This window comes from Bacillus sp. NS1 (assembly GCF_058248265.1).
Genome location: NZ_JBZAZF010000006.1, coordinates 172,178 through 192,531, shown reverse-complemented (window position 1 = coordinate 192,531; position 20,354 = coordinate 172,178). Strand labels below are relative to the sequence as shown.

At 46.5% G+C, this 20,354-nt stretch carries 15 protein-coding genes; 8 read left to right on the top strand and 7 right to left on the bottom strand.

All coding sequences use genetic code 11. The annotated features are described in order from the left end of the window. Positions 1-78: 78 nt before the first annotated feature. The 3 genes from AC4CV5_RS19350 to AC4CV5_RS19340 form a co-directional block, all read right to left on the bottom strand. Complete coding sequence (locus AC4CV5_RS19350) at positions 79-663, bottom strand: L,D-transpeptidase (RefSeq protein ID WP_490923644.1); 585 nt, start codon at positions 661-663, stop codon at positions 79-81. Continuing rightward, positions 660-1,574, bottom strand: a complete 915-nt coding sequence (gene folE2 / locus AC4CV5_RS19345) for a GTP cyclohydrolase FolE2 (protein ID WP_222143518.1) — start codon at positions 1,572-1,574, stop codon at positions 660-662. The genes AC4CV5_RS19350 and folE2 overlap by 4 nt, the downstream gene beginning before the upstream one ends. Positions 1,575-1,689: 115 nt before the next feature. Then, on the bottom strand, positions 1,690-2,895 hold the full coding sequence (locus AC4CV5_RS19340; protein ID WP_490923643.1) for an MFS transporter: 1,206 nt from the start codon (positions 2,893-2,895) through the stop codon (positions 1,690-1,692). Between the two features lie 179 nt (positions 2,896-3,074). On the opposite strand from AC4CV5_RS19340, the gene nirB reads away from it, so the two are divergent. From nirB to cobA, 5 genes are all read left to right on the top strand, one after another. After that, positions 3,075-5,390 carry a nitrite reductase large subunit NirB gene (gene nirB / locus AC4CV5_RS19335; protein WP_222143516.1) on the top strand — a complete coding sequence of 772 codons (2,316 nt, stop codon included), beginning with the start codon at positions 3,075-3,077 and terminating at the stop codon, positions 5,388-5,390. Positions 5,391-5,396: 6 nt separating this feature from the next. Beyond that, on the top strand, positions 5,397-7,529 hold the full coding sequence (gene nasC, locus AC4CV5_RS19330) for an assimilatory nitrate reductase catalytic subunit NasC (protein WP_490923642.1): 2,133 nt from the start codon (positions 5,397-5,399) through the stop codon (positions 7,527-7,529). 119 nt (positions 7,530-7,648) lie between these two features. After that, the gene (nasD, locus tag AC4CV5_RS19325) at positions 7,649-10,066 is read left to right on the top strand and encodes an NADPH-nitrite reductase (RefSeq protein ID WP_490923641.1); all 2,418 of its coding nucleotides are present in this window, start codon (positions 7,649-7,651) and stop codon (positions 10,064-10,066) included. A 32-nt stretch (positions 10,067-10,098) separates the two neighbouring features. Next, the gene (gene nirD, locus AC4CV5_RS19320) at positions 10,099-10,419 is read left to right on the top strand and encodes a nitrite reductase small subunit NirD (RefSeq protein WP_166854341.1); all 321 of its coding nucleotides are present in this window, start codon (positions 10,099-10,101) and stop codon (positions 10,417-10,419) included. A 59-nt stretch (positions 10,420-10,478) separates the two neighbouring features. Next, a complete protein-coding gene (gene cobA, locus AC4CV5_RS19315) occupies positions 10,479-11,930 on the top strand; it encodes a uroporphyrinogen-III C-methyltransferase (RefSeq protein ID WP_490923639.1) in 1,452 nt (483 codons plus the stop codon). Between the two features lie 29 nt (positions 11,931-11,959). On the opposite strand, the gene ffoR is transcribed toward cobA, so the two are convergent. Beyond that, positions 11,960-12,970, bottom strand: a complete 1,011-nt coding sequence (ffoR, locus tag AC4CV5_RS19310) for a ferredoxin--NADP(+) reductase (RefSeq protein ID WP_166854343.1) — start codon at positions 12,968-12,970, stop codon at positions 11,960-11,962. Positions 12,971-13,134: 164 nt separating this feature from the next. Between ffoR and AC4CV5_RS19305 the strand changes: the two genes are divergently transcribed. The 3 genes from AC4CV5_RS19305 (at position 13,135) to AC4CV5_RS19295 (ending at position 15,835) form a co-directional block, all read left to right on the top strand. Continuing rightward, positions 13,135-13,989, top strand: a complete 855-nt coding sequence (locus AC4CV5_RS19305; RefSeq protein WP_222143512.1) for an alpha/beta fold hydrolase — start codon at positions 13,135-13,137, stop codon at positions 13,987-13,989. Positions 13,990-14,088: 99 nt separating this feature from the next. Beyond that, a complete protein-coding gene (locus AC4CV5_RS19300) occupies positions 14,089-14,973 on the top strand; it encodes a permease (RefSeq protein WP_079996503.1) in 885 nt (294 codons plus the stop codon). A gap of 4 nt (positions 14,974-14,977) precedes the next feature. Continuing rightward, positions 14,978-15,835 carry a TIGR03943 family putative permease subunit gene (locus tag AC4CV5_RS19295; RefSeq protein ID WP_166854345.1) on the top strand — a complete coding sequence of 286 codons (858 nt, stop codon included), beginning with the start codon at positions 14,978-14,980 and terminating at the stop codon, positions 15,833-15,835. Between the two features lie 36 nt (positions 15,836-15,871). Here the strand turns inward: AC4CV5_RS19295 and putR are convergent, their stop codons facing one another. From putR to pruA, 3 genes are all read right to left on the bottom strand, one after another. Next, the gene (gene putR / locus AC4CV5_RS19290) at positions 15,872-17,107 is read right to left on the bottom strand and encodes a proline utilization transcriptional regulator PutR (RefSeq protein ID WP_373924016.1); all 1,236 of its coding nucleotides are present in this window, start codon (positions 17,105-17,107) and stop codon (positions 15,872-15,874) included. Positions 17,108-17,259: 152 nt separating this feature from the next. After that, a complete protein-coding gene (gene putP / locus AC4CV5_RS19285) occupies positions 17,260-18,714 on the bottom strand; it encodes a sodium/proline symporter PutP (RefSeq protein WP_444979392.1) in 1,455 nt (484 codons plus the stop codon). A 91-nt stretch (positions 18,715-18,805) separates the two neighbouring features. Beyond that, positions 18,806-20,353, bottom strand: coding sequence for an L-glutamate gamma-semialdehyde dehydrogenase (pruA, locus tag AC4CV5_RS19280; protein ID WP_222143510.1), 1,548 nt, complete (start codon positions 20,351-20,353; stop codon positions 18,806-18,808). Position 20,354: the final 1 nt, after the last annotated feature.

Sequence of the window (20,354 nt, the reverse complement as noted above, 5' to 3'; positions counted from 1 at the left end):
ATCTCCTCTCTATAAAACGTAATTGTTACGATTTAAATCGTATGTTCTTTTTTCCTATTTGTCAACCGCTTTTTCCATTCAGCTGATCACAATTTTTGTATGGTCAGGGATATGTTCATATATCCATTTCGCATCCGGGATGGTCAGCCTGATACATCCATGAGATGCTTTCGTTCCTAGTTTATCTGCTTCTTTTTCGATGACTTTTTTATCCTTTGTCATTGGCACACTGTGAAATAAAAACTCGCCATGATTTTTCCATGAGACCCAATATTCCGCGCCTTCCTGATATCCTTCAGAGAAAAACCATTCTCCCCGTTCAGGCTCTATATGAAAGGTGCCTTTTGGCGTAGCGTCGTCCTTTGTTTGATCAAGTCCTGACGAGACGATCATTGTATAGATGGTTTTGCTTCCTTCTTTGATGTAAGCCTTCTGTTCGTTCACGTCCACCTCAATCCAGACATGTTTCTGCTTGATATCCGGGTATTCACCGCCTGAATGCATTGTCCAATCAATGCTTGTTTTTTCTGGTTTTCGGGCAGCCGTTATGGGCTCGTCCGTTTTCTTCGTATCAGAGCTTGCGTGTTCTTCGGCATGAAAAGAACATGCTGACAGCAGGCAGGCCGACAAAAGAACTGCAACAATGAATAATGAGAGTTTCATATTCTATCCACCTGTTTCGAAAAACTCAGCTTCGCATAGGCATCGTGGAGATGGATCGATTCTTCATTACGGCATTCAATCTCAAAGGCTTGTACCCATTCAAGCTCATATAAATCCGCGGCAATCAGCCGGGTGAGATCCTCAACAAATCTCGGGTTTTCATATGCCATTTCCGTCACGGCTTTTTCATCAGGGCGCTTCAGCACCGGATGCAGTTTCGCAGAGGCATTTGATTCTGCGGTGTGAAGCAAATCGGCTTTAAAATCGCTTGGCATCGATGCGGCCGGATGAATATCAGCCCAAATGCTGACCGTTCCCCTCTGATTATGGGCACTGTATTCACTGATTTCCTTGGAACAGGGGCACAAAGTCGTTACTTTCGCTGAGATGCCGGCACGCTGTTCAAACGGCTGATCTTCGTGATAGGTGACAGACATCAATATGTCAGCATGCATCAGACCCGCTTTCTCAAGCTTCGGACTTTTCCGTTCGAAAAACCATGGAAACCGCACTTCGACTGAAGCTGAGGACTGGTCCATGTTTTCCGCTAGCTCTTTCGTAAATTGCTGAAGTGAGGAAAATGAGAGAATCCAGCCGTTTTGATGATAGACTTGCAGAAGCTCTGTTAACCGGCTCATGTTAATCCCCTTCTGATTTCTCCGCAAATCACAAGTCATTGTAAATTTTGCAGCCGTTGTTTGCTCAGCAGGCGTCATAGCAGAAGTGATTGTGACCGGATGGGATACATTAGCGACACCTACATGCTGAATGTCAAAAAAATAATCCTTCCTGATATTTTGCAGATCCTTCATTTTCTCTTTTTCTACAGGTTTCTCGCCTTTTATCGGACTGACCGACCCAAAGTATTGAAGACGTTCCGGTTTTCCCAGAAGCAGCGTGTGTTGATTCAATCAGAAAACTCCTCTCGTTAACAAATCGTAATAATTACTATTTATTTTGATCGCTTCACCGAATAAAATCAAGAGAAAATAAAAAAGACACGCTCAAATGCGTGTCCGTCAAAGCCTAAACATCAGCGGGGCTGCTTTCCGCGCTCCAGCTTTTTCTCCAGTAATAGCCTGCGGCGAGCACGAGCGCAAACGCCAGCAGCGCGATACAGGAAAACGTGATAAATCCGATAGCATATGTGCCTGTCATCTGTTTTAGCGATCCTAAGATATTCGGCAGGAAAAAACCTCCTATGCCGCCGGCCGCGCCGACGATTCCCGTCACCATGCCGATTTCTTTGCGGAAGCGTTGCGGGACGAGCTGGAATACGGCTCCGTTGCCCATTCCAAGCCCCATCATCCCGACAAACAATAGAACGATGACCATCGAGAGAGACGGCAGGCTGCTGACCCCGGCCATACACAGGGCCACAATAACAAACAGTACAGAAAGAACTTTCGTGCCGCCGACACGGTCCGAAATCAAGCCCCCGACAGGCCTGAAAAAGCTCCCCGCCGCCACACATAATGTAACGAAATCGCCCGCGTGAATTTTTGAAAGCTGGTATTGATCCACAAAGAAAATTGATAAAAAGCTTGATAGCCCGACAAACCCTCCGAATGTGACGCTGTACAGCAGGCAGAAAAACCATGTTTCCTTTTGCCTGAACACATGCAGATAGTTTTTGAGCGGCTGCGGCGCAGGCTGTGCAGGAGAATCCTTTGCCATGGATACAAAAAGAACAAAGACGATCAATAAAGGAATGAGCGCAATTCCCATGACAATATGCCAGCCGAACAGCTCTGCAAGACGCGGGCCAAACAGGGTTGCAAACAAAGTGCCGCTGTTCCCTGCGCCGGCGATCCCCATCGCAAGCCCCTGCAAATGAGGCGGATACCATCGGCTTGCCATAGGCAGCGCAACAGCAAAGCTTGCCCCCGCCACGCCAAGCAGAATCCCGATGGCATACAGCTCAGGCAGCGAACGGCCGCCAAATGTCCCCCACAATAGCGGAATCATTGTCACCAGCATCCCGATCACTGCCGTTTTTTTCGGTCCGATTCTGTCCGTTAAAATACCTAAAATGATACGAAACACAGATCCTGATAAAATCGGCACAGCCACCACAAGCCCTTTTTCAAAAGGAGACAGGCCAAAATCCTGAGAAATATAAACACCCAACGCCCCAAGCATAACCCATATCATAAAGCTCACATCAAAGTATAAAAAGGAACAGAGCAATGTGAGTGGATGACCGCTAGTTTTCAGTTCCGACAGCTTCATAAGATTCTCCCTTCTCGCCCTCAATTATTTTAAATTTTCTGAATCAAGGATATATGACCATTTTTTTCTGGAAAAGAGATGTGTAAGCTTTTGTGACACGTTTAATGCGTTAACAAAGCATTGTGACATAATTTTTAATAAGAGAAAACTTACATGCTGCATTAAAGGAGGTCTGGTACATGAAGAAACAAAGACTGGTGTTAGCAGGGAACGGAATGGCCGGAATCCGCTGTATTGAAGAAGTATTAAAGCTAAATCGCCAAAGGTTCGAGATTGTCATTTTCGGAAGCGAACCGCATCCCAACTATAATCGCATTCTCTTATCCTCTGTATTACAGGGTGAAGCGTCACTCGATGACATTACACTGAACAGCAAGGATTGGTACGACAAGCATGGGATCATCCTTTATACGGGTGAAACGGTTATTCAAATTGATACAGATCAGCAGCGGGTCATCACGGATCGGAAACGCACCCTGTCTTATGACAAATTGATTGTGGCAACAGGCTCCTCCCCTCATATTCTCCCCATCCCCGGGGCAGACAAAGAAGGCGTCTATGGATTTCGAACAATAGAAGACTGCCAGGCGTTGATGAGCATGGCCGAACACTATCAAAAGGCAGCGGTAATCGGAGCCGGATTATTAGGACTGGAAGCCGCAGTCGGTTTACAGCACCTCGGCATGGATGTCAGCGTCATTCATCACTCCGCCGGCATCATGCAAAAACAGCTCGATCAAATGGCGTCGCGGCTGCTGCAGACGGAGCTGGAGCGGAAAGGCTTAACCTTTCTTTTGGAGAAAGACACCGTATCCATTTCCGGCACCTCGCGGGCAGATGGCATTTGCTTTAAAGACGGCTCTTCATTGAAAGCAGACTTGATTGTGATGGCGGCTGGCGTAAGGCCGAATATTCAATTGGCTGTGTCAGCCGGAATCGCAGTAAACCGCGGGTTCATCGTGAATGACTATATGCAGACAAGCGAACCAAATGTGTATGCCGTCGGCGAATGCGCCGAGCATAACGGAACGGTGTATGGTTTGGCGGCCCCGCTGTATGAACAGGGAAAAGCTCTCGCCAAACATATTTGCGGTGTTCCATGTGAGGGGTATCAAGGGGCAGCACCATCCGCAGCTTTAAAAATAGCTGGAATTGATGTGTGGTCAGCCGGAAAGGTTCACGAAGATGAATGCACGACGAGCATCAAAATCTACGATGAACAAACAGGCATTTATAAAAAAGCACTCTTTGAGGATGACAAATTGGCCGGCGTTATTTTATTCGGAGACACACGTGACAAGCAGCGATTTCTCGACAGCCTGCTCAAACAAAGAGACATCTCTATTGTCAAAAGGCAGATCATCGAACCGGAGAAAGCCAGCACTTTATTTGAATCCATGCCCTCCAGTGAAACAATTTGCCAATGCAACTCAGTGACTAAAGGTGCGATTGAAAACGCAATGCACACGAAAGGCTTAACAACTGTTGAGGAAATCAAGCACTGCACCAAAGCATCCGGCTCCTGCGGAGGATGCAAGCCGCTAGTTGAAGACCTTTTGAGGTACATGACCAGCAGCGAATATACAGAGCCCGGTGGCACACCTTCGTTTTGCGGCTGCACTGATTTTACAGAAGACGACATCATTGCCGAGCTTCAGCGCAAGCCATTCTCTAGTCTGGAAGAAGCGATGAGCCAGCTTGGCTGGAAAACGAAAAATGGATGTCCCAAATGTGGTCCGGCGATTCAATACTACCTGGAAATGCTGCAGCCCGGTTTTGTTCAGCTTGAATTACCCACGGAAGATTCTTGTATCCTCATTCCGCAAATGTACGGTGGATGCACAAACGCGGAGCAGCTAAGAAACATTGCCAATATCATCGAGGCATACAACATCCCTGATGTATCCATCACTCACGGCCAAAGACTGAAGCTTTCCGGGATCAGACCCGAGGATCTCCCGAACATTAAAAAAGAACTGAAAATGCCCGTTTGTTCAAACGAACACCGCCGCACGCTGCAAAGTGTCAATGCATGTACATGCGGACAAAACCGATCGATTCAACAGCTGGCAGCCCAGATCGAGAGACATCTTGAGATGCTTTCCATGCCCGCTTATATTTCTATCAGCTTATCATGTGAAACAGACTGCACCGATGCCGCCATACAAGATTTCGGCGCGATTCAGACGCAAGCCGGCTGGGACATTTACATCGGCGGCGTCCGGGGAACTCATGCCCGTTCCGGAGCCCTGTTTTGCGTGACAGACAACGCAGACAGCACAGCCGACATGATCAAAGGACTAATCCAGTATTATCGTGAAACAGCTCATTACTTAGAATCCGTTCATCAGTGGATAGACCGTCTCGGGATCGTTCATATCAGAGAAGTGCTATTTGAAGAGGACCTTAGGACACATCTGCTGGAAAGCCTCCAAACAGACTTTTCACTGATTCAAAACCCGCCTATACAGGCTGGCGCACATAAGAAAGGATGAGTCATTTTGACTGAGCGACTGCTTAGATATTTCCGTGATAAACAACAAGACATCCAATCAGAAAAGACGTATGACACCCAATGCCCGTTTTGCAGCATGCAGTGCAAAATGCAGCTCGTGGAACAAACCATCGTTACACGGAAAAAGTACACAGCGATCGGGATTGATAATTCTACGACACAAGGCCGGTTATGCATGAAGGGCATGAACGCCCACCAGCATGCCCTGAACTCCTCTCGCATCACCCGGCCGCTGCTGAAGAAAAACGGAGAATTTATGCCTGTTTCCTGGGAAGAAGCATTGAATCATATCAAAGACCAAGTGACGATGATTCAAAACGAACATGGCCATGACGCCATGGCTGTTTACGGAAGTGCCTCAATTACGAATGAAGAGGCGTATTTGTTAGGGAAGTTCGCACGGGTGGGCTTACAGACAAAATATATCGACTACAACGGAAGGCTTTGTATGTCCGCTGCAGCAACCGCAGCCAACCAAACATTCGGCGCGGACAGAGGTTTAACGAATCCTTTATCAGACATTCCCCACACCCGTGTAATCATTCTGGCCGGAACCAATATTGCGGAATGCCAGCCTACGATGATGCCGTATTTTGAAAAAGCGAAAGAAAACGGCGCTTACATCATTGCCATTGATCCGCGCGAGACAGCGACGACGAAAATCGCCGATCTTCATCTGAAAATCAAACCCGGCACAGACGCCGCCCTTGCCAACGCTCTCGTCAAAATCATTATCGACGAACAGCTCGCAAACGAAGATTTCATTCGATCACGGACAAATGGATTTGCTGAGCTGAAGCAGCATACTGATACGCTGAGTCTGGAGGATATCGCTGCACAGACGAGTGTCCCGCTGGCGCACATGCGAAAAGCCGCTGTGAAGTTTGCCAAGGAAACGTCCGGCATGCTGTTTACAGCCCGCGGGATTGAACAGCAAACCGATGGAACAGCGGCTGTAAAGGGCTTTCTAAACATGGTGCTGATCACAGGAAAAGTCGGCAAACCTTATTCGGGCTACGGGGCAATCACCGGACAAGGCAACGGGCAAGGCGCCAGAGAGCATGGCCAAAAAGCCGATCAGCTTCCAGGCTACCGTTCTATCGAAAACGAAGAACACCGGGCACATATTGCGAAAGTGTGGGGAATCCATCAGGATGATCTGCCGAGAAAAGGCGTCTCAGCCTATGAAATGATTGAAAAAATCAATGACGGCGACATCAAAGGGCTGTTCCTCATGTGCTCAAACCCTGCTGTCTCCAGCCCAAATGCAAATCTCGTGAAAAAAGCTCTGAGAAAACTGAGATTCTTTGTCGCGATCGATTTGTTTATTTCTGAGACTGCGAAATACGCAGATGTGATTTTGCCCGCCTCCTCTTATTTAGAAGATGAGGGCACCATGACAAATGTCGAAGGCCGCGTGACATTAAGAGAAGCAAGCCGGCCATGTCCCGGTGAGGCAAAGCATGATTGGCAGATCATTTGTGATATCGCAACCGCTCTCGGAAAAGGCCGTTATTTTTCTTACACATCAGCAGAGGATATTTTTAATGAATTGAGAGAAGCGAGCCGAGGCGGAATTGCTGATTATTCAGGCATCACATACGACAGGCTCAGACGTGAAGGCGGCATTCATTGGCCGTGTCCGGAACCTGATCATCCCGGAACAGGGCGCTTGTTTACGGACTCATTTGCACATCCGGATCAAAAAGCGGCATTAAGTGTGATTCCAAACGAACCGGCTGTTCCGAAAGAGAAACCGACAGCCGATTATCCGCTTTATTTAACGACAGGCCGAGTCATGTCTCACTACTTAACAGGCGTCCAAACGAGAAAAAGCGCTGCCCTTGCTGCGAGACATTTTGAATCATTTATGGAAATCCATCCGCAAACAGCAGCCTCCTTCCATATTAAAGATCGTGTACTCGTAAAAATAGAGTCGCCACGGGGAAGCATCACCGTCCGCAGCAAATTATCGGAACAAATTAGAAAAGACACTGTTTTTGTCCCTATCCATTGGGCAGACGCTCAAAATGTGAATGATTTAATCGGAGAAGCCTTAGATCCTGCCTGTAAAATGCCCGGTTTTAAGGTGTGCGCCGTCCGAATCAGACCTATTTAATTTTTCATAAAATTTTTAGAACTTTTCGTATATTTTGTTACATTTTATAACATGCATCTTAAATATTTCTTTTTGCTGTGCTACGCTGGAAAAAACATTGATAAGGAGCGGATCATCTGATGGGAAAAAAACAGCTAGTTCTTGTTGGAAATGGAATGGCCGGGGTAAGGGCCATTGAAGAGATACTGAGTGTTGCAAAAGACGAGTTTCAGATCACAATTTTCGGTGCCGAACCGCATCCCAACTACAACCGAATCCTTTTGTCAAAAGTGCTTCAAGGCGATACCGACATCAAAGATATTACGTTAAACGATTGGGACTGGTACGAAGAAAACAATATTCAATTGTATACAAATGAAACAGTCATCAAAGTGGACACGGAGAACAAAACGGTCATCACAGATGCAGACAGAATCCAGCCTTACGACGAACTCATCCTGGCGACAGGCTCGGTCCCTTTTATCCTTCCGATTCCGGGCGCAGACAAACAAGGCGTCACAGCTTTCCGGGACATAAAAGATACAGACACGATGCTCGCCGCTTCAAAACAATATAAAAAAGCAGCTGTCATCGGCGGAGGCCTGCTTGGTTTGGAAGCCGCTCGCGGACTTCTGAATCTCGGCATGGACGTGTCCGTCATCCACCTCGCCCCATTCCTGATGGAACGCCAGCTTGATGCAACGGCAGGACGCCTGCTGCAAAACGAGTTAGAAAAACAAGGAATGACCTTTTTACTTGAAAAGCAAACTGAAGAAATTGTCGGTGATGGCCGTGTCGAAGGTGTTCGCTTCAAAGACGGCACCAGCATTGAAGCTGATTTGGTGGTCATGGCTGTCGGCATTCGCCCGAACACAGTGCTCGGAGCCGAAAGCGGCATTCCGGTTAACCGCGGAATCATTGTCAACGATTATATGCAAACTGAAATCCCGCACATTTATGCGGTCGGTGAATGCGCTGAGCACCGGGGAATCGCATATGGGCTTGTGGCGCCGCTTTATGAACAGGCAAAAGTGCTGGCGAAGCATATTTGCGGCATCGAAACAAAACCGTATGAAGGCTCCGTTCTCTCCACTCAGTTAAAGGTATCAGGCGTCGAGGTCTTCTCTGCCGGTGACTTTAATGAATCAGAGGAGAAAAAAGCGATTAAAGTCTTCGATGAGCAGGACGGCATCTATAAAAAAATCGTCCTGAGAGGCAATCAAATTGTCGGTGCTGTTTTATTCGGCGACAGCAGCGAGGGCAATCGCCTGTTTTCTATGATTCAAAAAGAAGCCGATATCACTGAAACCTCTAAAATATCAATCTTACAGCCTCTCAACCAAGAAGCAGGCACAAGCATTACCGCAGCGATGAGCGACGATGAAATCATCTGCGGCTGTAACGGCGTGTCAAAAGGTGCCATTATTCAAGCCATACAGGAAAAAGGCTGCTCGTCAACGGATGAGATCAAAGCATGCACCGGTGCATCCCGCTCATGCGGAGGCTGTAAGCCGCTCGTAGAAGAAATCCTCCAGCATACGCTCGGATCTGACTTTGATGCGTCAGCGCAGAAAGAAGCAATTTGCGGCTGCACCACATTGTCGAGAGATGAAGTCGTAGAAGAAATCAAAGCCAAAGGGCTGTCACATACAAGAGAAATCATGAACGTGCTCGGCTGGAAAACGCCAGAAGGCTGTTCAAAATGCCGGCCGGCCCTGAACTACTACCTAGGCATGATCAATCCAACCAAATACGAGGATGAACGAACATCCCGCTTTGTTAACGAACGAATGCACGCCAATATTCAAAAAGACGGAACATATTCGGTCGTGCCACGGATGTACGGCGGCGTGACCAACTCCACAGATTTGCGCAAGATCGCAGATGTCGTCGACAAATATGAGATTCCGCTCGTTAAAATGACTGGCGGCCAGCGAATTGATCTCATCGGCGTGAAAAAAGAAGACCTTCCGAAGGTATGGGAAGATCTAGATATGCCTTCAGGCTACGCATACGGAAAGACACTCCGTACAGTAAAAACGTGCGTAGGCGAACAATTCTGCCGCTTCGGCACGCAAGACTCCATGGCACTGGGCATTGCGCTTGAGAAAAAATTCGAAGGACTGAACACACCTCATAAAGTGAAAATGGCCGTGTCTGCCTGCCCGCGGAACTGTGCGGAATCCGGCATTAAGGACCTTGGCGTTGTCGGCATTGACGGAGGCTGGGAGCTTTATGTCGGCGGAAACGGCGGAACTCATTTACGTGCCGGTGATTTGCTGATGAAGGTGAAAACAAATGAAGAAGTCTTAGAATACGCAGGCGCTTACCTGCAATACTACCGGGAAACTGCAAACTATCTGGAGCGTACTTCCGCATGGCTTGAGCGCGTCGGTTTATCCCATGTCCAATCCGTGTTAAACGATCAGGAAAAGCGGCAGGAGCTGAACGACCGAATGAATGAAACACTCTCTGTCCACAAGGATCCGTGGAAGAACTTCTTGGAAAACAAACAAACCTCTAAAGAATTATTTGAAAATGTCGTGACGACATCATAATGACAAAAAACAATCATTAAGGAGGAATGGACATGGTAAACAAAGGCGCAACAAAAGTATGGATCGGAAAAATTGAAGAATTGCCTGAACAATTAGGCAAAACAGTGTATATTGAAGATAAGGAGCTCGCGGTTTTCAAGCTTTCAAACGGAAGCATCCGCGCCATCGAAAACCGCTGTCCGCATAAGGGCGGTGTCCTGGCAGAAGGCATCGTCAGCGGCGAATATGTTTTCTGCCCGATGCATGACTGGAAAATCTCCTTAGAAGACGGAATCGTCCAAGAACCAGATCACGGATGCGTCAAAACATACGAAACGCTGATCGAAGGAGAACATGTTTATCTCGTATATTGATCAAAAGACCGGATCACTTTTAAGTGATCCTTCACTTTTTACAGTGACGGAAGGATGACATGATCATGAAGAATGGAATCGTATATTTCGTGGGGGCCGGTCCCGGCGATCCTGGGCTGCTCACCATCAAAGGAAAACAGGCGCTCGAAGAAGCTGATGTTATTTTATATGACCGGCTCGCCAACCCGAAACTGCTCGAATTCGCATCACCGGACTGCCAGTTTATTTATTGCGGAAAACTGCCAGACCGCCATTTTATGAAACAAAGAGAAATTAACGCCCTGCTGGTTGAAAAAGCATCAATTGGGTTAACCGTCGTCCGTTTAAAAGGCGGTGATCCGAGTGTATTTGGCAGAGTCGGCGAGGAAGCAGATGCTCTCCATGAGAATGGCATCCGCTATGAAATGGTGCCTGGCATCACCTCTGGCATTGCAGCTCCGCTATATGCGGGCATCCCCGTTACGCATCGGGATTTCGCTTCGTCTTTTGCCATGATTACAGCGCATGATAAATCATTAAAAGGCACACCGAACCTCGACTGGGAAGGGCTTGCCCGGAGCGTTCAAACCCTTGTCTTTTACATGGGCGTCAAGAACTTATCTTATATTTGCCAGCAGCTCATCGCATACGGAAAATCTCCTTCTGTCCCTGTCATTGTGATCCAATGGGGGACGTGGGGACGCCAGCGGAGTGTGAAAGGATCGCTTGAGAACATTCAGCAAAAAGTACAGGAACACCAGATCACAAACCCTGCAATTATCGTCATCGGAGATATCGTCAATTTTCAAACACATAGCTGGTTCGAAAGCAAACCACTCATCGGCCAGCACATGATGGTTGTCACTCATGGCGAAGATGAAGACCCGCTTGCAGACAAGCTGCGTGCTTCCGGTGCCGATGTCATCGAATGGCCGAAATGGCGGACTGAAAACATGCCTGTCAATGAAGAGATTCTTCGGAAGATCGACACCTTTGAAGACATTGTTTTCACATCACGCCGTGCGGTTTGTGAATTTTTCCAAGCGCTGACATCCAAGAAAATCGACATCCGCCAGCTGACAGCCCGACTGAGTGCGGCATCTCAATATGCAGTGACGGAGCTTGAAAAACGAGGTTTTCTCGTCTCCACCATTCAGACTGATTCTGAAAAATGTCTTGTTGTCGGGAGCCGTCATTCAGTGGAAAACATGCAGATGCATGAGTCCTGTTCGTTTTATATCACCCACCAAAACGTCATAGATGACCGGTTTACCCACATGATTCAGCGAACCATCAGTGAATCTCCGCTGCACATGATCATATGCCCGAACAAACCGTCTGTTCAGCAATTGATCAGCGCAGGCGAACAAATTGGCATTTTGCCGGAACCATCAGCAAGCCGGCCTCCCATCGTCTGCATAGGCGATGACTCAGCTGCCGGCGCTTATGGATTTACAGCTGTCCAAGAACAGGATGAATTGTTTGCTTTGATTCAAAATCAACAGGCGGAAAAAAAGCTCATTCACAGCTGATTGCGGCAGCCCTTTTCTGAAGGGCTGCTTTATTTATGCACCAATTTTTTGTGATGGGTTGAATACATCGCCATATTCTCGGCCTTAGGGTCCAAATAAGCCTTCGCGCTGTTGACCGCTGTGGGGCCTTCCGTAAAGCCGCCGGCAATCAATCTCAGCTTGCTTTCATAAAAAGCTGCGTCACCCGCCACAAACACACCCGGAAGATTCGTCCGCATATGTCTGTCAGCTTTCACCCTGCCTTCTTCAATCTCCAGCCCCCACTCCTTCATCGGTCCGAGATCAATTTTGAACCCATGATTAATGATCAGCTCGTCAACCTCTATGTCTTCCCTCTGGCCAGACGCATTATGGCAAACAGTCACGCTTTGGATGCGCTCCTCATCGCCGCTCAGCTGCTCCAGCCGATAAGGAGTGAGTACCCGCACCGATGATTGCTTCATCTTCGTCACACTACTTTCCATTCCGCCGAATTCCTCACGCCGGTGAACGACAGTCACAGAAGCCGCAATCGGTTCCAGCTCATTAGCCCAATCGACCGCCGTATCTCCGCCGCCTGAAATCACGACCTGCTTGCCTTTAAACGCATCAAGCTTCTCCACTCCATAATGAAGATTTTTGCCCGCGTACCGGGTTGCATCCTCACTGTCAAACTCATTGACCTCAAGCGTTCCCATGCCGACAGCTAAAATCACGGTGCGTGTATAATGCTTTTCTCCTTCAGAACCTGTCAGCACAATGGTGCCGTCTTCCAAGCGTTCAAATCCAGTCACACGCTGATTCAGCACGATGTCAGGTTCAAACGTCGCCGCCTGCTCCTTCAGCTGCTCGATCAGCTGCTTCCCCGCAATTCCCGGTATTCCGCCGATATCCCGAATGATTTTCTCAGGAAAGAATAAAGATACCTTCCCTCCGAGCCGCGGCAAAAATTCGATTACTTTCGTTTTCAGCTCCCGCATCCCGCAGTAAAAAGCCGTAAACAGCCCGATCGGCCCCCCGCCTATAATCGTAACGTCATATACCTCTTGATTCTCAGCCATCCGTCCTGCCTCCCGTTCACATCTATATCAAAACCGTTTTAATTGAGAATGAATATCAATACAAAGTATATCATATTTCATGAGCCTGTGTTTATTCATTTCTGCCCCTTGTGGTAAATTGTTGAAAACCCTATAATAGGCAGAAAAACAAATGGGAGAAACAGATGAAAAGACGTGTTGAAACGATCACTTTCGAAGGACATACACTAGAATATTCTGTGACAGGCAAGGGAGCCCCAATTCTTGTCTTGCATGGCGGGCATTCAAATTGTTACGAGGAATTCGGGTACACGGCGTTGATTGAGCATGGGTATTCCATCATCACGCCTTCAAGGCCCGGCTATGGACGGACGTCAAAAGAGATGGGAAAAAATCTTGCCAGCGCATGCCGTTTCTATGTAAAACTATTAGATCATTTACAAATCGACAGTGTCCATGTGATTGCCATCTCAGCAGGGGGGCCAAGCGGCATATGCTTTGCCTCACACTATCCGGAAAGAGTAAGCACTCTGACCCTGCAATCCGCCGTCACCAAAGAATGGCTCACCCCCAAAGACACAGAATACAAAGTGGGAAGAATCCTCTTCCGCCCGCCGGTGGAAAAGTGGATGTGGAAGCTGACTTCTTCTCTGGTAAATGCCTTCCCGCGTTTGATGTTTCGAGTCATGAGCCCACAATTCAGCACGCTTTCGTTTCAGCGAATCAAGTCCATGATGGTTGAAAAAGACATAGAAGCATTTCGGAAAATGAACAGCAGGCAGCGCTCAGGTAAAGGATTTCTGCTTGACTTGTCACAAACCGCCTCTTTTTCTTCGAAAGAGCTGCAGGCCATCACATGTCCCGTACTGATTATGCAAAGTGTTTATGATGGATTTGTCGACTTGTCACATGCACATCATGCAAAAAAACACATTCCTGACGCTACTCTCCATTTGCTTCACTCATGGGGGCACCTGATTTGGCTCGGGAAAGAAGCTGCTGAAACAGATAGAATCATACTCGAATTCTTAGAATCCTAAACAAAGTGAAACAATCCTTCCCCCACCTCCGTCAAACAAGCAGTGCCTTTTTTTCTGGTATCATAAGAGAGGCAGCTTAACATGAGCGGAGGTTTTATTGTGACAGCACAATCATCTTTTCTTCAGCTGAATTCTATTTTTATCAGCATTTTAATAGAAGCCATTCCGTTTATTCTGATTGGCGTTATACTTTCCGGAATCATTCAAATGTTTGTTTCTGAAGAAATGATTGCGAGGATCATGCCAAAAAACCGCTTTCTCGCCGTTCTATTCGGTGCGCTGGCCGGCGTTTTATTTCCCGCCTGTGAATGCGGCATTATCCCGATTACGAGGCGGCTTCTGTTAAAGGGGGTGCCTCTGCATGCGGGCGTTGCTTTCATGCTGACCGCGCCCATCATTAACCCTATCGTCTTATTTTCTACTTTTATTGCGTTCGGGAATAGATGGAGCGTAGTCTTTTACAGGGGCGGACTGGCGCTCGCCGTCTCGGTGATCATTGGGATCATCTTATCCTATCAATTTAAGGATAACCAGCTTTTAAAGCCTGATGAACCCGGGCATCACCACCATCATCACCACACCCTGCTTCAAAAGCTGGGAGGGACCTTGCGTCATGCCATTGATGAATTTTTCTCGGTGGGGAAATATTTAATCATCGGCGCATTTATCGCAGCCGCTATGCAGACGTATGTCAAAACATCCACTCTGCTTGCGATCGGACAGAATGATGTATCCTCTTCACTCGTGATGATGGGACTGGCATTTGTCTTGTCGCTTTGTTCAGAGGTTGATGCGTTCATCGCGTCTTCCTTCAGCAGCACGTTTTCATTAGGATCGTTAATCGCCTTTCTCGTCTTTGGTGCGATGGTGGATATTAAAAACCTATTGATGATGCTTGCGGCCTTCAAAAAACGATTTGTTTTCCTGCTGATTACGTATATTGTCGTAATTGTCTTAGCGGGATCACTACTGGTAAAGGGGTGATTGGATGTTTCGTCTATTGGTGCTGATGGGATTTACGTTTTTCTTTTATCATCTGCATGCCTCAGGAAATCTAACAAAATATATCAATATGAAATATTCCTATCTTTCCTTTATTGCGATCTTCCTGCTGGCCATTCTGACAGCCGTTCAAGCATATGTATATATCAAGTCACCTGAAAAAGGCGGGCATCACCATGACCATGATTGCGGATGCGGCCATGACCACGACCATGACCATGAACAAAACAAGCCATTTTATCAGCGTTATTTGATTTATGTTGTTTTTCTTTTTCCTTTGGTGTCAGGCATCTTCTTCCCGATCGCGACGCTTGACTCATCCATTGTCAAAACAAAAGGGTTCTCGTTTAAGGCAATGGAGAGCGGAGATCATTACTCCCAAACACAGTATTTGCGGCCTGATGCCAGCCTTTATTATGCGCAAGACAGCTATGACAAACAGATGAAACAGCTGTTTAATAAGTATTCCAGCAAGAAAGAGATTACTCTGACCGATGATGATTTCCTAAAAGGAATGGAAACCATTTATAACTATCCGGGTGAATTTCTCGGACGGACGATAGAATTTCATGGATTTGCATACAAAGGAAACGCGATTAACAAAAATCAGCTGTTCGTGTTGAGGTTTGGCGTCATTCACTGTATCGCTGATTCCGGCGTGTATGGGATGCTTGTGGAGTTTCCGAAGGACATAAACATCAAGGATGATGAATGGATTCAAATTAAGGGCACTCTTGCCTCAGAATATTATCAGCCATTCAAGTCAACTCTCCCTGTCGTGAAAGTAACTGACTGGAATACCATTAAAAAACCTGATGATCCGTATGTTTACAGAGGGTTTTAAGTGAAGACGAAACCAGTACAAGTACTGGTTTCTTTTTTATTTCTTTTTCATCAGCATCAAATCAAGATAGAGCTGGCACCGTGTCCTGAAATCGCTTAAATCAATTGACGTCATTTCAGTAATCTGTTTGATGCGGTAATTCAATGTATTTTGGTGAATAAACAGCTGCTCTGCTGCTGGTTTTGTTTTGCAGTTGTTGAGGAGATAGATTTCCAAGGTTTTGAGCAGTTCGGTGCTGCTTTCTTGGTCTTTCGCTTTTAATAAAGCCAAATCCTTATTCTCGTATTCTAAAAACTCATTTTTCTGTTCAATGCTTTCTAAGTAGCGGTAAATGCCGAGTTTGGCATATTCATATGGAATGTTTTCCTGATTGCCGGTGATTTCTGCGGCTTTGATGACTTCAAGTGCTTCTGTATAGCTCTTGCCGAGTTTTAAAAGGTGATCATATTCGTTTCCGATACCGATATAAATAGGGGTAGGTATTTTCTGAAAGTGAAAATGTGTTAACAGCTTGTTAATAAATTCTGAAGCTGCCGAGGAGACGGAGCTTTTTTGGGAAAAACTCGCTACGACGATAACAATATTTGATTCGATCGTTAAGACATGACTGACTTTATCCCGTAAATTCAGATACGACCTGATATTTTCCTTTAAATCCTCAACCGCTTCCCCATCCCCATTCGCGGCGTGCAGGATGACAACTGAAAACATGGAGGGCAGCACGGTGTTGATCCTTTCAGCTTCCCGTCTGAGTTCCTTCTCAGAGGTAAATTGCTGATAGATCGCCCGTTTGATGAGATCTTCTGCTTTTTCTTCCTTTTCTTGTTTCAGTTTGTTCGTTTTATAAATGATTTTCCCGACATGGAAAGAGGTCTCATACAAAAAGTCGAGTTCTTCTTCCGTCAGGTTTTGGTCCAGCTCCTGAACCCAGATGTAGCCCATAACTTCCCCTTTGTGCTTCGCACTCACGACCACCCTCTGGTTTAACCCAATGCTTTCAATTTTATTGACGCGAAAAGGCTCAGGTTCTGTTTTTAGTTTTTCAATGATTCCGTCCTTCAGAAACCTCTCAAAAATTTGAACCGGACATTTTTTTGAAAAAATAGTCTGCTGGTTGGCAGAATCAAAATGGTTAATATAGTAAGAATTATAGGCTAACAAAAAGAAATCCGCGCTTTCCAGTATGACTGGTTTTTGCAGTTCATAACTGATAAAATCAATCAGCTTATCAACATCTGAAAATGAAAAAACTCTCTCTAAAAGCTCTTCCATACCTTTTTCTCCTATACTTTTTTTACTTTAATCATATCCATACGAGGGCTCTTTGTATAGAAAAAAATACGTTTGTTTCCAAAAGAAAAAAACGTCCGCTTAAAAGGAGAAAAGAGGAAAAAGGGACAACCCCTTCCTCCTCCTTTCGATCTTTATTGTGACATTGTATCTTGGTAGTCTTTAAACTGGTCTTTGACAGCTTGTGACGGAGCCTGCGTCAATACACTGACGATATAGACAGATAATAGACTCGCAGCAAAACCAGGTATGATTTCATACAGAAAGTCCGAAAGACCGGCATTCGCCCAAATGATTACAGTTGCTGCTCCCACAATCATGCCGGCGAGTGCCCCCCATTTGGTCATTCGTTTCCAAAACAGACTGAGCAGTACAACCGGCCCGAATGATGCACCGAAGCCCGCCCACGCGTAGCTTACCAATCCAAGGATGGTATTATTTTTCTCCCAAGCAAGGAATAATGCGATGATAGAAATCACAAGCACAGCCATACGTCCCAAAAACACCAGCTCTTTATCAGAAGCCGAGCGTCTGAACATCGACTTATACAAATCTTCTACCAGAGAGCTTGATGTCACAAGCAGCTGGGAAGAAATTGTACTCATAATCGCGGCCAAAATAGCTGAAATCAGAAAACCTGTGATTATCGGGTGGAACAAAATATTCCCTAATTGAATAAAAATCGTCTCAGGGTCCTTCAGTATCATGCCATTCTGATGGTAATAAGCGATTCCGCCCAAACCGGTCAGCACAGCGCCGATTGCCGACAAAATCATCCAGCCCATCCCGATTCTGCGCGCTCTTTTAATCTCTTTGACTGACGTTATCGCCATAAAACGCACAATGATATGCGGCTGCCCAAAGTATCCCAAACCCCAGGCAAACAAAGAAATAATGCCAAGGATGCTTGTTCCTTTGAACATATTAAACATGTCTGGATCAACAGACCGGATTTCCGTAACTGTTTCACTTGCTCCTCCCGTGTGGAAAAATGTAACGATCGGAACAAGAATGAGTGCGGCAAACATAATGATCCCCTGAACAAAATCTGTCCAGCTGACTGCCAAAAAGCCGCCAAACAGGGTATATACCACAACAACACCAGTTACAACCCATAAGCCTGTATGATATTCCATCCCCAAAATACTGTTGAATAAAACGCCGCCGGATACCATTCCAGACGAAACATAAAATGTGAAGAAGACTAAAATCACAATCCCTGAAAACAGTCTCAGCAGCTTCGAATGGTCTCCGAAGCGATTCTCAAGGAACCCGGGAATTGTGATGGAATTCCCCGCTTGTTCAGTGTAGGTTCTCAGCCGAGGCGCAACATAGAGCCAGTTCGCCCATGCTCCAAGGCAAAGTCCGAACACTATCCAAATACCGCTCAGACCAGTTGAAAACATGGCACCAGGGAGACCCATCAGCAGCCAGCCGCTCATATCGGCAGCGCCGGCACTGAGAGCGGTTACGGCCGGACCCAAAGAGCGTCCTCCAAGCATGTAATCCGTCAGATTCGACGTACGCTTGTAAGCAAAGTAGCCGATCAGCATCATCCCCGCCATATAAATACAAATCGAAATAATCAGCTGTGTGTTTTCTATGGCACTTCCTCCTCTTTTTTATGGTATATGGATGAAATGGACATCCCCGCAGGGAGGATGCCCATTTAGTCCCGCTTTAGAACATTTCACTGATTGTTTTTGCTTGCATATGCAGTGCCAAGTAATCCGGTCCGCCTGCTTTTGAATCCGTTCCGGACATTTTGAAGCCGCCAAACGGATGGTAGCCGACGATAGCACCTGTACAGTTGCGGTTGAAGTATAGGTTTCCAACATGGAATTCCTGTTTCGCACGCTCGATGTGCTTGCGGTTGTTTGTGATAACCGCGCCTGTCAAACCATATTCAGTATTGTTTGCCACTTCTAAAGCTTCATCAAAGTTTGTCACTTTACAAAATGCAACGACAGGTCCGAAAATTTCTTCCTGCATGAGTCTTGCTTTCGGATCAAGGTCAGCGAAGATTGTCGGTTTGATGAAGTATCCTTTCGAATCATCACCAGTACCGCCGCTTACTAAACGCCCTTCCTGTTTTCCGATCTCAATATAGCTCATAATTTTATCATAAGAACCTTGGTCAATGACAGGTCCCATATAAACATCCGCACTGTCAGGTTTTGCTGTTACTTTAGATTCTGTAATTTCAATGACACGCTTCAATACTTGATCATACACTTTTTCATGGACAACTGCACGTGAACCTGCAGAACATTTTTGTCCCGCAAATCCGAACGCTGATGTAAAGATGGATTGAGCTGCCAATTCAATGTCCGCATCCTCATCGACAACAACCGTATCCTTACCGCCCATTTCAGCGATAACACGCTTTAAGTGCTGCTGGCCTGGCTGAACCTTCGCCGCGCGTTCGAAAATTCTCGTACCCACTTCTCTTGATCCCGTAAATGTGATAAGGCTTGTTTTCGGATGGTCAACAAGATAGTCGCCGACTTCCGCTCCGCTGCCTGGCACAAAGTTGACTACGCCTTTAGGCAATCCGGACTCTTCAAGGACCTCAACAAATTTTGCAGCAATGACAGGTGTAGCGCTTGCAGGTTTTAGAACTACTGTGTTTCCAGTAACGATCGGCGCCACTGTTGTTCCTGCCATGATCGCAAACAAGAAGTTCCAAGGCGGAATAACAACTGTTACACCAGTCGGCGTATATACATATTGGTTTTTCTCGCCTTCACGGCTGTTGACTGGTTTGCCTTTTGCCAGTTCGATCATTTGGCGTGCATAATACTCCATGAAGTCAATCGCCTCAGCTGTATCAGCATCCGCTTCGTTCCAAGGCTTTCCTGCTTCTTTTACAAGCAACGCGGAGAATTCATGTTTTCTTCTGCGGACTTTGGCAGCAGCGCGGAACAGGACAGCCGCTCTTTCTTCAGGAGACGTGTATCTCCACTCTTCGAATGCTTTCGCAGCTGCTTCAATCGCTTGCTCAGCATGCTCTTGAGAAGCTTTTGACACTCGGCCGACGACTTCTTCTTTATCAGCCGGGTTGATCGAAACGATTTTCGCTTCTGTTTCCACTCTCTCGCCGTTAATGACAAGCGGGTAGTCTTTTCCTAAATATTCGCTAACTGTCGCAAGCGCTTTTTTAAACGCTTCCACGTTGTTTTGATCTTGGAAATTTGTGAAAGGCTCGTGTTTGTAAGGTGTTGTCATG

What these genes read in the sequence shown, in the direction of transcription:
- AC4CV5_RS19350 (WP_490923644.1), bottom strand. Translation starts at nt 663, where the DNA reads ATGAAACTCTCATTATTCATTGTTGCAGTTCTTTTGTCGGCCTGCCTG.
- AC4CV5_RS19340 (WP_490923643.1), bottom strand. Translation starts at nt 2,895, where the DNA reads ATGAAGCTGTCGGAACTGAAAACTAGCGGTCATCCACTCACATTGCTC.
- nirB (WP_222143516.1), top strand. Translation starts at nt 3,075, where the DNA reads ATGAAGAAACAAAGACTGGTGTTAGCAGGGAACGGAATGGCCGGAATC.
- nasD (WP_490923641.1), top strand. Translation starts at nt 7,649, where the DNA reads ATGGGAAAAAAACAGCTAGTTCTTGTTGGAAATGGAATGGCCGGGGTA.
- nirD (WP_166854341.1), top strand. Translation starts at nt 10,099, where the DNA reads ATGGTAAACAAAGGCGCAACAAAAGTATGGATCGGAAAAATTGAAGAA.
- cobA (WP_490923639.1), top strand. Translation starts at nt 10,479, where the DNA reads ATGATCATGAAGAATGGAATCGTATATTTCGTGGGGGCCGGTCCCGGC.
- ffoR (WP_166854343.1), bottom strand. Translation starts at nt 12,970, where the DNA reads ATGGCTGAGAATCAAGAGGTATATGACGTTACGATTATAGGCGGGGGG.
- AC4CV5_RS19305 (WP_222143512.1), top strand. Translation starts at nt 13,135, where the DNA reads ATGAAAAGACGTGTTGAAACGATCACTTTCGAAGGACATACACTAGAA.
- AC4CV5_RS19295 (WP_166854345.1), top strand. Translation starts at nt 14,978, where the DNA reads ATGTTTCGTCTATTGGTGCTGATGGGATTTACGTTTTTCTTTTATCAT.
- putR (WP_373924016.1), bottom strand. Translation starts at nt 17,107, where the DNA reads ATGGAAGAGCTTTTAGAGAGAGTTTTTTCATTTTCAGATGTTGATAAG.
- pruA (WP_222143510.1), bottom strand. Translation starts at nt 20,353, where the DNA reads ATGACAACACCTTACAAACACGAGCCTTTCACAAATTTCCAAGATCAA.